This is a genomic window from Novibacillus thermophilus, from assembly GCF_002005165.1.
GTDB lineage: Bacteria > Bacillota > Bacilli > Thermoactinomycetales > Novibacillaceae > Novibacillus > Novibacillus thermophilus.
In genome coordinates, this window is record NZ_CP019699.1 from 1530673 (window position 1) to 1542745 (window position 12073).

Consider the following 12073-nt stretch of genomic DNA (forward strand, 5'->3'; position numbering starts at 1 on the left):
TTGCAAGGGGCGACTGATGCTTAAAATTCGAGTAGAGGAAGATGGAAAATCATTCGAGGCGTTTGTCAAAATGCTCATGATTAAACCTAAGCAGTTTGAATGGGAAGAGGAACGAATCGTCGGCATGGCCATTGCCGGGAATACAACGGCTTGCCGTGCGATACATGCCTCGGCGTATAGCCATTCACCATTCGTTGTTTTTGATGATGAAACGGGTGAAGAAAAGTCATACCGACCGACGGGTCATTACCGACGGGTTGAGGAAATAAACGGCAAAGTCTGTCATATGTTTCTCTTGCCTCGCTTAGCTATACAAGATGAGTATAATCAAGAACTCATCCAAGCGGAGCAAGAGGAAAAACCAAAACCGGATCGGGTGATTATCGCCCCGGATGGAGAAGTCGAAAAGGCTGCTGGGCGTTTCCTCGCTCACACCTACGGACTACCGCGATCGGAGGAATGGGTGGCGAAGTACCTTTCCATTCTTCCGGAAGAGAAGTGGTCCGAAATCAGGTGTGAGACAACACCTCTTATGAGAGATTGGCAAAACGTCCGCGCTGTTCACATCCATTCAATGGAAGAGCAGGAAGTCTTAGATGCTGTTCAACAGGCGATACACAATAACGTGCTTAACGTCTACAGCAGCATCGGAGGCGAAGCCGTCTTCCGGAAAGGGATGAGTACCGAGAATTATCTTCGGGAAAACGCCGAAACCCTTGCCGGTCACTTAGACCGGTACATGACACCGCAGTATGACGGAAGTCACTTTGACCGTTATATTGGAGAAACAAAACGGGTGAGCGTTCCTGCCCAAGCAAGAGTGATTATGGGAGCTCTAACCGTTCTCAAAAAACAAAACTCCGTTTTTATCGTCGGAGATATGGGCACAGGTAAAACACAGATATCCCTAACAGTCATTTATTCCATGATGAAACAACGAACGGATAGTGGGGCTAAAGACGGTTTGCGTGTCCTTATTGTCGCACCGGCGATTACGATCCCAAAGTGGGCAACCTCTGAAATTCCCACAGTACTGGGACAATACCGGCAGACAACAATCGTTTTGAGCACAACGGAAGATGCGCTGACCTACGTTCGTAAGGTAAGAAACGGTCATAAGCCACCAAAAAACACGATAGAGTTTGTCCTCGTCTCAACTGACCGAATGAAGCTTGGGGCGAGCAGACATGTGTTAGGGGCAAGATGGAACAATCGGGATCACACATGGCGCTGCCCCGATTGCGGAAATCCGATCATGACCCCGGACGCGAAAGCAGAAGATGAATTCGCGGGATGGAGAGATGCCGTCAGTGACCCAAAAAATCCACCAACAGAGGCTGAATTTTCGGCGGCAAGACGTACGGGCAATTTGGAAGCAAACGGTTTGCCTAAAAGTTACGTCAAAAAGTGGAACAATAAGATCCGCCGATTTCAGTGTAATAATTGCACACCGGAAGGTAAGCAGAACCGTTCGTTGACACGTCCTGCCTTAAAACAACGCGGCGAGGATAAAATGAAAAATCGTTGGATGATCGCGCAGATTTTCCAGCGAATGCTGCCTAACCATTTCCATGTTGGTATTTTTGACGAAATCCAACAAATGAAGGCGAGCGATAGCGGACGTGGCGTCGCTTTTCACAAGATACTAAAGTCTTGTCGGAAGGCCGTGTTTCTAACCGGGACGCTCACGAACGGTGCAGCAAGCTCCATCCAAGCGACGTTATGGCGCAGTGATCCTAAATCTTTGTTGGACGAAGGGTTCACACATGCCACCACTGCTGAGAAATGGGCGTATAAATACGGTGTTTTGGAACGTGTGACACACCGGGATGATGAAGGTGTCACCGGTGTGACAACAAACCGACGCAAAGAACGTGTCATTATCAAGGAAAAACCGGGGATCGCACCACAGCTTACGGCGAATCACTTACTCCACAAATCAGTGTTTATTGAGTTGAGTGATTTGGGACTGCCGTTAGTGAAGTTAAAAGAGATTCCCGTCATCGTAGACCTTGAGGAAGAACACGCTGAGGCGTACCAAACATTTCATCGGGATTTGTATAACACCTGTCGCGATATGCAGCAGGAATTGGGAACGGTAGCATGGTCACGGTTTAATCCGGCTACTCTGAATTATGCGGATCAGCCGCAATTGGGGCAGGAAATTGAGTTCAGAGCCAGGGATGGTGGGCTCTTACGCTCGGTGACTGCTCCGGATTTCTCGGAGGATTATCTGACTTCCAAAGATAAAAAGATGGTGGAAATTGTCCAGAGAGAATTGGCAGAAGGTCGTGGTTGTCTGATCTTCACCAATTTCACAGGTTATTACCGAACCAACGAACGGGTCCAAAAGGTACTTTATCGTCACGGGATTTCATCTGAAATACTCGATACGAAAACAACACCTTTGAGACGATTCGAGTGGTTGGAAGAGCAAAGGCGCAAAGGTACAAAGGTTCTTATTATGAATATGAGCCTTGTGCAAGTCGGATTGGATATAGTCAACTGGCCAACGATTTTGTATTACCAGTTGAACGACGATATTAATGTTATTCGGCAGTCCTCGCGGCGAGGATGGCGGCTGGGGCAGTCCAAAGAATGCCGTGTTTACTTCCTTGTCAATGGAGGGACACAGCAATTTAACCAGTTCCAACGTCTTATGAGTCGCCGCATTAACGCCATGCTCGTGGAAGGACGTATTGAACGTTCCGATAGCCTTGCGAAATACGCGCAAGACGACATGAGCCACTTGGAACGGGATCTTTCCAAGAGTCTTGCTGCTAGTGAATTAGCAGACAAGTGGAGATCCGCTGCCGAAAAGGATGTCGATAAAGAACTTGAGATGGTAGAGGAATCCGAGTTGAAGGCTCGGATCAAAGAAGCCTTTACCGAATTGACCGCTGAAACAAAGCGGCTGTGCGGTATCCCTGTAGATACGGCGAAGCTGAAAGAAGCCAAAGAAGTGGAAGTTGCTGCAGAACCGGCTTCCGTATCGACTGCCATGGAACAAATTGATCTGTTCGATTACTTGGAACAGTTCACCGTTGAAAAAGTACAGATAAAACGCAGAGGAAAACCTGTGCAAGAAGTTGAGCAGATGACCATCGCGCTCTAAATAACCTTTGTTTACGTCCCCTTCCTAGCGGGGGAGTTAAATCAAACTCCCCCAGTGCTAGGTGGGGAGTGAATAAAGGAGATATGTTCAAATGTTAAACGCTGTATCACTCTTGGAGGAATTTGTCGAAAGTGGAGATTATCGGGAGTGGAAACAAGCGGAACACGAATTATCCATTGTAAGAAACGAATTTAAACGTTTTTTGAAAGAGGATGAAATGCGAAGGGATTTTTCGCAAATGGGGATTAACCTCGTCGCTAAGTACCGACGAATCCCCGTGTATGAAGTAGATCATGAAGGGCTTAATCGTTATCTCCACGAAAATTACGGATTACTGATTCCTGTTTCTACATTAGACACGGGGATTAGAAAGGACAATCCGGAATTGTGGGAGGCGTTAGGGGATTATCAGCTTCCCAACGAATGGTACGTTCGGTTCACCCCGAACAAGGCCGGGCGTGCGGAAAAGGAAGATGTTGATTACTCTTTAAACCTTCGTGAGTTGAGTAATGCTTTTTACGATTTAAGCGAACGTGTAGAGAGCTACAAAAAGACTTACGAAGATATTCGGGAAAAGTTGATGAAAGACAAAGAACTTCAGTTAAGTCGAAAGGTCCAAACAAAGTTTGGTTCAGTGTCCATGCAGGCGAAACGACCGGAATTCGATATGAAAAGGATTCTGCAAGAGTATGGCGAGGATTTTCTGATACATCATGCTCGGGTACGAATGAAGGAACTCGACCATTTCATTGAACGTGGTTATATACGCAAACACGAAACAGATCAGTTCCGAAAAGTTACGGACATCCGTTTAGCCTTTATTGTGCAGAAGTTGGATGCTGAGCAGAGGCAACTTGAAATGCTCGATCGGAGGACAAACCGAATGGTCGAAGCATTGCGAGGTATTGGCTAAAAATCAGGGAAAACACACTTGTGTTTACAAAAAAACGCACTGATCCCCTTTAGGATTGGTGCGTCTCTTTACTCTTAAAAAACATTTCAAAGGAGAGGTTTCCATGTTTGTAACTGTCCAAAAATCTGTATTGGCGGAAGCTTTGGCAAAAGCGGCTCGTATGGTAGCGAAAGGGGATACCATACCAATCCTTAACTGCATCAAATTCACTGCGACAGACGAGGGTATCCGCTTAGTTGGCGGGAATACGGCACACACCATCGAAGTTCACATTCCGGCAGACAACGACAGCGTCATCATCGAAAAAACCGGAAGTATCGTGTTGCCGGCGTTGCTTCGTGAAATTGTCCGGAAGTTGGAGCAAGAGGATGTCACCATTCAGACGAATGGTGATTTGATCACAACCATCAAGTCCGGGGAAGCAACTTTTCAGCTCAATGGGATTGATCCCGAAGAATATCCATCCCAGACTCTTAAGAATGCGGGACGCGGAGCGTTCACTTTAACGGGTGAAAAGCTGAAAGATTTCGTCGCCAAAACTGCACACTCCGCAAGCAAATCTGGCACAAGACCGGTTTTGGAAGGGGTGTTCGTACAGACAGGTGAAGGAAAATTAAAATTCACTGCCACAGATTCCCACCGCCTGTCATTGATCGAACGGTTGGAAAAAACAAAAGAACCCTTGGAAGCTATTGTACACCGAGACTCTTTCGTCGAACTCGTTCGGGTTGTGGACGAGCAAGATGAGGTGGAAATCACCCTGGCGGACAACTGGCTTGTTGCTGAGACCAAGGGAATGATTTTTCGCTCCCGTCTTCTTGAGGGAAATTATCCCAATGTGGATCGAGTTATCCCTCAAGATTATACAACAAAGGTAGGTCTAAACCGATCAGAACTTCTCTCTGCTCTGGATCGCCTTTCAATTTTAACGTCTAACAAGGTTGTTAAAATGTCTGTGAAAGAAATAGACATTAGTCATGTCGTCGAATTAGAAACCGCAGAAGCAGAGAAAGGTTCAGCTCAAGAAATGTTATTCGTTGAAGGTTTTGAGGGCGAGTTGCTGGAAATTTCCTTCAACGCCGGATATGCGATTGAGGCATTAAAAGCGTTAGAGGATACAGACGTTATTTTCGGCTTTACCGGTGAGCATTCGCCATTTACGATAATGCCAAAAAATGAAGCAGGTGAACTACAACTCATCTTGCCGGTGAGGGCAAGCTAAAAAGGCAAAAAAGGGGCAGCTGGCTAATCCGGCTGCCTTTTTTATTACACAATCGCGCCCCGTTAGTTAAATAATTTCCCCGCATATGCAAAAAGAAACGGCTAGGCTTATCTTGCTGTTTCACTATTTGAATAAGTTTCGCAGTGCCTTGCCAGTTGCCCGCCCTGCTGCCCTTCGGGCAATCCTCTTTCCGATCTTGCCTTTTTTCACAGCATTCACATCGCCCAAAAGACGGGCGAGCGTATACAAAAAGCCGCGCGTTTTGTTCAGCGACATCTTAATCCCCCCAGATATATTCGTCTCCGATTTGTACTCTTTGGAACTCATTGTATAATAAAATTACACAAATTAGAAGTTGGTGGTTTGGTTGGCAATTTCGTTTAAACCTCTGTGGGTCACTTTGGCCCATAAAGGATTAACTAAAAAAGACTTAATGGAAAAATGCAAGATATATCCAAGTACCGTCTCGCGCATGACACACAATCAGTCTGTGTCATTGCGTGTCATCGAACGTATTTGTACCGGGCTTAATTGCCGGATAGAGCATGTAGTAGAAATTACTCCTGATCAACCGGAAGAGAAACAGTATACATAAAACAATATTCTCCCTGAATTATTCATAACCGCGTCTCAAATGTTTTAAAAACCAGTTTCAAGCCTGATTTTTGTAAGTTTTTGGTTTCCCTAGATGTTTTCTCAAATAATTACCTAATCTACTGGAAAAACAGCAGGAAGTCATACGCTAACTTTCAAAATCGGCTGTAAAAGGGCACACTGATCCTGTGGTCAATGTGAATGCTATGAGATTGACTTTTCTAATATCATCTCATTCAACCAAGCCGTGGGAGGTGATGGATGGTTCGTAAAGTCTGCCAATAAGCCTTTTGATACAGACAACTGCTGCACAGTTTAAATGTCAGATATCTGCCTGAACGAACCAGCTTTCCCGCGATCTTAAGCAACTTCAAACGGATGTTGTCGATACGATTTTTGTTCATCGTTCTAGGTAGACACAGTCGACGAAACCAGTTGTTGAAGTTATAGGCGAGCACCATGAGTTGCAGCTTTGTGGCGTTGCTGTAAAACGATGGACTGCTCATCTGATCGAAAGCAAAGCCGTTCTTGGCTTCTTTGATAAAGTTTTCCATCGTGCCACGGTTCGCATAAAGCTTGACGATGTTTTTGGGTGAGAGCCCCATGTTGGTCACGATGAAGGTGTAGGTGAAGAAAAGCTCACCTTCCGGTTTCTCCATCTTGACCACCACACGACGTGGCTTATCCCAAGCACGTGCCTGGTAGTCAAATGATGTGTAAAACACCTTGGCTTCTGTCGTGTTCAGATCAAACCGTTTCCAGAGTTCATCTTCAAATGGCTGTGCTTTTTGTTTCAACACGTTGTTTGCTTTTAAACGGATCACATAGTGGACATCATGTGTTTCCGCCAATTGATAGAGAGCCGGGATGGCAAAACCGCTGTCCCCGCGTATGCATAGCGTTGCCCATGGACTTTGCTTCCGATATCGCTTGATTTCAGGGCCGACAAAGCGGACGACTTGCCGGGATGTGTACACATGACCAGCGCGCAGTTCTGCTTTGAGACAATCTCCAGTCAGTCCATCAAACATCATCAGGGGATGGTAACCCTGGGCTTGATAATGCGTGTTAAAGGCGGATCCATGCTGTTCACCATAGGTGGCCAAGTTGGGGTTCCGCCGTCAAAACGCGGATTTTCCCCGCTAAGCGATCAAGTAATATAAAATCCCTATAACTGTTCTCCACCACAAAGGATCGCCACGGGATGAATATTCAACCGACCTGCTTTTTGTTCTTCTGCTAATATATCCATCACGGTTGGATAACCTCCCATCACAGTCGGTTGGTATTCATTCAGTTCTTTGACCAGTGTGGAAAGAGGGGATTGAATCGAAAAAACTCTGATTTTCTCATTTGAAGGCTGTTTTAAGCGCATGCGTTCAGCCGTGCTGTATGCTGTGAAATGTCCCGCTGTCGAACATACTGCCGCATTTCGTCCGCCTTTAACCCCTATTTCCACAAGTCACTCCATTTCAATTTTGTTGTTCCGCGAATAGCCATCAATATTTTCATAATCGTATCTGAACCTTTATCTTGAATAAAGATCCCAGGCACTCCAGTTGACCCCGAAGTGGTCGAAACCATATAGCGTCCTAAATAAAGCTGTCCGATTAACGACATATCTGACACGAATTCTTTTACACTTTCTATGGTTACAGCCGGGTCCGTCACCCATTCATTAAAATGGGCCATGAGTTCTGATTTGGTGACGGTAGGGGTTTGCTGTAAGTTGGTGATGTTTTCTGGTAACTCTCTGTATTTTTTTGCATAATATCGGGAGTTCAATCTCGCAAAACGGATGAGGTCAGCCAAACGAGATTGTTGTCGGGAAAGAATGTCTTCTGGTTTGCCACTCTTCATCCTCCAGATATCTATAGCCGTTTTCAACGGTGTAAGATTCTCCATCGTGGTATCCTCCATCTCTCTTCTGTTAAAACTCCATTGTCAGTAAGTGATCTGAGGGTGAAAACAGCCGATTGCCTTTTATTTCTGGAAATCGGCTGTTTTCAGTTTTACTCCTTCACCTTTAACAATCTCAGTCCATTTAAGGTTACAATCAAGGTCGCTCCCATATCAGCGAAGATCGCCATCCAGAGAGTGAGCCACCCTGGAACAATGAGTAATAGGGCTACTGCTTTAATCGCTAAAGAGAATGTAATGTTTTGCTTAATAATGCGTAGCGCTTGACGGCTTAATTTGATGGTAAATGGTAGTTTTCGTAGATCATCTGCCATGAGAGCGATATCCGCTGTTTCCAAGGCAGTGTCTGTACCAGCTCCACCCATGGCAATTCCTACGGTTGATGATGCGAGAGCTGGAGCATCATTGACTCCGTCACCGACCATCGCAACTCTGGAACCATCTGAGCGAAGTTGCTTGATAAACTCTAACTTTTGATGCGGAAGAAGATCAGCTTGAATTTCTCCGACTCCTAAACGCTCCCCAATCGCCTTTGCAGTTGCTTCGTTATCACCCGTCAACATCACGGTTTTCTTAATTCCTAATTGGTGAAGTTGTTGAATCACGTCTTTACTGCTTTCACGAACTTCATCTGCCACCGCAATCAGAGCAAGAGCCTCCATTTCAGTTCCCAAAACCATGACCGTTTTTCCTTGAGTTTGGAGTTGAAGAATCAAGTCAGACTGATCCTCAGACAACCCGTTAGGTAATAACTCATTGAACAAAGCTGGACTTCCCACATAATAAAGGGTTCCTTGGACTTTGGCTTGAACCCCTTTACCCGTAATGGAGGTAAAGTCTTCTACTGCCAATGATTGAATATCCATTCCTTTTTCTTCTGCTTTTCGAACAATCGCGGAAGCAAGAGGATGTTGGGAGTTTTTCTCGATGGCAGCTGTAATCGCTAAGTATTCATCCTCTTTTTCTTTCACAAATGCCACGATGTCTGTTACCGCAGGGACACCTTTCGTTAAGGTTCCTGTCTTATCGAAGGCGATGGCAGAGAGTGCTCCTGCCTCTTCTAAATGAATCCCACCTTTAATGAGAACTCCATTTCGAGCCGCATTTCCAATCGCTGTCACAATCGAAACAGGTGTTGAAATGACTAAGGCACAAGGACATCCAACCACTAGCAGAGCTAGCCCACGATAAATCCAATCACTCCAATCTGCATTGAAGAGAAGAGGCGGGACAACCGCTAGTAGCAAACCAGCCACTAAGATCGCAGGAGTATAGATTTTCGCAAATCGATCCACAAACGCTTGAGAAGGAGCCCGTTCCGCTTGTGCTTCTTCAACCAAATGAATGATCTTTGCGATCGTAGTATCCTCAACCCGCTTCGTTACTTTCACTTCCAATAGACCTTCTTCATTCAACGTTCCGGCAAAAACCTCATCATCAACTGTTTTGGCAACGGGGATCGACTCACCTGTAATGGCTGCCTGATTGATGGAAGAGGTTCCTTTCACCACAACCCCATCCATAGCTAACTTCTGCCCAGGCTTGACGATCATGATATCCCCAATTTGAATCTCGTCCACTGGAACCGTTAATTCTTCGTCTCCACGTCGGATCAGAGCTTGTTTAGGAGCAATGTCCATCAGAGAGCGAATGGATTGACGGGCTTTGTCCATCGAATATCGTTCTAAGGCTTCACTAATGGCAAACAGGATGACAACGGTGGCTCCTTCTCCCCATTCACCAATCGCCGCTGCTCCTATAATGGCAATCGTCATCAACGTACCCATATCAAACTGGAGACGGAATAAGTTTTGGATTCCTTTGATAAAAAGTCGGTATCCACCAATGAGAATCGAGGAAGCATAAAGAAGAATCGTAAGTAAGCCCTCTTCGCCATAAAACTCGCTGGCTCCCCAACCTGCTAACAGAAAAGCAAGGGAAAAAAGGAGTCGGATGTTCTCTTGGTTTTTCCAGAAAGGAACACGTTCCACTTGGATTTCTTGATTCTCAGGAACGACTTTCAGATTCTCAAAAGACCCTGCTTTCTCTAATTGCTCAATCGTGGGTTCAGCCCCATATACCGAGATTTTAGAGGCTCCAAAGTTGACCTTTGCATCTGTCACACCGGGTATGTCTTTTACGTTTTTCTCAAACTGCGCTGCACAGTTCGCACAAGTAAAACCTTGAACCCGATATACTTTTTTATCTTGTGCTTGCTCCATTGCTAGTCATCTCCTTCTGATGTTCAAACGCCAACTGAACAAATTGCCTTACATGATCATCATCAAGGGAATAAAAGACTAATTTCCCTTCTTTCCGATACTTTGCCAATCCCATATTTCGTAGCAAACGTAAATGATGGGAAGCCGTAGCCAACGTGGAATCAATGATATTCGCTACGTCACAGACACAAAGCTCATCCTCTTGTACTAAGGCATATGCAATTTTTAAACGAGTTGGATCTGCGAGTGCTTTAAACAGTTGGGCTGTATCTACAGGATCAACCGTTTCTAAGGAAGTTTGAACTCGCTTGACCTTTTCTTCGTCATAACAATATATTTCACAGCGTTCTTCACTCAATGATAGACACCTCACTCTAACAATCAAATATTTATTTGATTATAGTGTAATCGAATGATAATATCATAGTCAAATCATTATTTGATTGTTTCCTAAGGCACTTAGGTTTATACCAAACTCTAGGAGGGATCTAGATAGCTCAGAATACTCATCATGTTCGCTATCAGAATATGACGAGTTTCGGTATGATGAAGATATCCAACGCTGTTTTTTGGGATATTTAACTGCATTGAATCTCGTCATGTTCTACATGAGTGGATGGAGGGTGCTTGTAGAATGAGCAAACAAATCACACTGACCGATTATTATGCCTATTTGGAGAAGAAAGGATTGAGTAAATCGACTGTCGCAACTTATAGATCATCCATCAACCGTTTCGTTGCTTGGTTGGAACAGAAAGAGGCTCACGAAATGGCAGATGGAGGGCTGACTGCCTTGCAAAAGGCGTTTCAAAAACATATCCAACTGTTCAAAAAAACAGCAGGAAAAGATCTGAAATTAAAAGCAGGAACTATCAACCTTACCATTCGTCATTTAAAGCAGTGCTTCTCATGGATGTTAGCAAATAAGCTGGTTCCAGATAATCCAGCCCAGGAAATCAAGTATATCCCAGAGGATCGATTAAAGACAAAATGGATCACAGAACAACAGGAGCGCAAATTATTTGCAGAATTACGGTTACTCCTAGGCAATCCGAAACAGTATCGGAAAGTGATTCGTGAATATGCCATGATCGCACTGATGTATTTCACCAGCGCGCGAGTAGAAGAATTATGCAATATTAAATTGGTCGACATTCAAATCAATGAGAGATCTGGCTGGGTTTACTTATATGGAAAAGACAACAAGCAGCGCAAAGTAGACCTAAACAAATCCATCCGCAAATTATTGACACAATATTTAAACGAGTATGAAGGTAGCTTAAAAAGTGGATATCTCTTTGATTCACAACGGTCAGGTCAAGTGACCACTAGGGCGGTTCAGTATATCGTCGAAAATTACGCCAAACGACTCAATATGTCAAATCTCACTTGTCATGCATTACGGCATACCTGTTTACACAATCTTGTAAAGGCTGGAGTCCCTCTTTCAACCGTTGCGGAGATCGCTGGTCATTTGAAAGCAGATGGTACGCCTAATATTGATATGACTTTACGTTATATCAAACCTGGAGAAGAAGAAAAAGCTGATGCAATGGAAATGATTAGTTGGGATTAATCCATCCTAGAAGGAGAGAAGGAAACATTGAGAGGAAAGGAACTTCTAACACCTGAGCAAAGACTTGAATTGATGCAGGTTCCTATGGACATTGATGAAAGAGATTTAGGCATTTATTATACGCTTACCTCACAGGATTTAATGTTTATTAAGAGTAGAAGAAGAGACGTTAACCGGCTTGGAACAGCTATTCAAATTTGTGTCCTCCGTCATTTAGGTTGGTCACTCCCCAACATCAAAGTAATTCCAGACAAAGTGATTGAGTACGTTGCTCGCCAACTTCAAGTGGATTCAAGCGTTTTTTCCAAATACGGCCAAAGAGAAAACCTGAATTATTCATAACCGCGTCTCAAATGTTTTAAAAACCAGTTTCAAGCCTGATTTTTGTAAGTTTTTGGTTTCCCTAGATGTTTTCTCAAATATATTACCTAATCTACTGGAAAAACAGCAGGAAGTCATACGCTAGCTTTCATAATCGGCTGTAAAAGGGCATACTGATCCTGTGGTCAAT

The 12073-nt window shown here is 44.5% G+C and carries 12 protein-coding genes; 6 read left to right on the forward strand and 6 right to left on the reverse strand.

What is annotated here, in order from left to right; all coding sequences use genetic code 11:
- Nucleotides 1-16: 16 nt before the first annotated feature.
- The 3 genes from B0W44_RS07710 (at nucleotide 17) to dnaN (ending at nucleotide 5250) form a co-directional block, all read left to right on the forward strand.
- Complete coding sequence (locus B0W44_RS07710; RefSeq protein ID WP_077719560.1) at nucleotides 17-3115, forward strand: DEAD/DEAH box helicase family protein; 3099 nt, start codon at nucleotides 17-19, stop codon at nucleotides 3113-3115.
- A 91-nt stretch (nucleotides 3116-3206) separates the two neighbouring features.
- Entirely contained in the window at nucleotides 3207-4028 is an 822-nt protein-coding gene (locus B0W44_RS07715) for a hypothetical protein (RefSeq protein WP_077719561.1), read from the forward strand.
- Between the two features lie 103 nt (nucleotides 4029-4131).
- Nucleotides 4132-5250, forward strand: coding sequence for a DNA polymerase III subunit beta (dnaN, locus tag B0W44_RS07720; protein ID WP_077719562.1), 1119 nt, complete (start codon nucleotides 4132-4134; stop codon nucleotides 5248-5250).
- A 123-nt stretch (nucleotides 5251-5373) separates the two neighbouring features.
- Here dnaN and B0W44_RS18080 read toward each other — a convergent pair whose 3' ends face one another.
- Nucleotides 5374-5577: a hypothetical protein gene (locus B0W44_RS18080; RefSeq protein WP_169835341.1), complete on the reverse strand. Its 204-nt coding sequence runs from the start codon at nucleotides 5575-5577 to the stop codon at nucleotides 5374-5376.
- Nucleotides 5578-5608: 31 nt separating this feature from the next.
- Here B0W44_RS18080 and B0W44_RS19200 point away from each other — a divergent pair, with 31 nt between their 5' ends.
- Nucleotides 5609-5845 carry a helix-turn-helix domain-containing protein gene (locus tag B0W44_RS19200; RefSeq protein WP_169835475.1) on the forward strand — a complete coding sequence of 79 codons (237 nt, stop codon included), beginning with the start codon at nucleotides 5609-5611 and terminating at the stop codon, nucleotides 5843-5845.
- Between the two features lie 235 nt (nucleotides 5846-6080).
- On the opposite strand, the gene B0W44_RS07730 is transcribed toward B0W44_RS19200, so the two are convergent.
- The 5 genes from B0W44_RS07730 to B0W44_RS07750 all read right to left on the reverse strand — a co-directional run bounded on the left by B0W44_RS07730 (nucleotide 6081) and on the right by B0W44_RS07750 (nucleotide 10344).
- On the reverse strand, nucleotides 6081-6950 hold the full coding sequence (locus tag B0W44_RS07730) for an IS1380 family transposase (protein WP_077719564.1): 870 nt from the start codon (nucleotides 6948-6950) through the stop codon (nucleotides 6081-6083).
- A 62-nt stretch (nucleotides 6951-7012) separates the two neighbouring features.
- Entirely contained in the window at nucleotides 7013-7303 is a 291-nt protein-coding gene (locus tag B0W44_RS07735) for a hypothetical protein (RefSeq protein WP_022738242.1), read from the reverse strand.
- The gene (locus B0W44_RS07740; RefSeq protein ID WP_022738244.1) at nucleotides 7294-7749 is read right to left on the reverse strand and encodes a hypothetical protein; all 456 of its coding nucleotides are present in this window, start codon (nucleotides 7747-7749) and stop codon (nucleotides 7294-7296) included. Before B0W44_RS07740 ends, B0W44_RS07735 begins: the two co-directional genes overlap by 10 nt.
- Before the next feature lie 107 nt (nucleotides 7750-7856).
- Complete coding sequence (locus tag B0W44_RS07745) at nucleotides 7857-9986, reverse strand: heavy metal translocating P-type ATPase (protein WP_077719565.1); 2130 nt, start codon at nucleotides 9984-9986, stop codon at nucleotides 7857-7859.
- On the reverse strand, nucleotides 9967-10344 hold the full coding sequence (locus B0W44_RS07750) for an ArsR/SmtB family transcription factor (RefSeq protein ID WP_022738247.1): 378 nt from the start codon (nucleotides 10342-10344) through the stop codon (nucleotides 9967-9969). The genes B0W44_RS07745 and B0W44_RS07750 overlap by 20 nt, the downstream gene beginning before the upstream one ends.
- A 276-nt stretch (nucleotides 10345-10620) precedes the next feature.
- Between B0W44_RS07750 and B0W44_RS07755 the strand changes: the two genes are divergently transcribed.
- Together B0W44_RS07755 and B0W44_RS07760 are read left to right on the forward strand one after the other, a co-directional pair.
- Nucleotides 10621-11562, forward strand: a complete 942-nt coding sequence (locus B0W44_RS07755; RefSeq protein ID WP_169835476.1) for a tyrosine-type recombinase/integrase — start codon at nucleotides 10621-10623, stop codon at nucleotides 11560-11562.
- Between the two features lie 27 nt (nucleotides 11563-11589).
- A complete protein-coding gene (locus B0W44_RS07760; protein WP_077719567.1) occupies nucleotides 11590-11904 on the forward strand; it encodes a DUF4158 domain-containing protein in 315 nt (104 codons plus the stop codon).
- Nucleotides 11905-12073 lie beyond the last annotated feature (169 nt).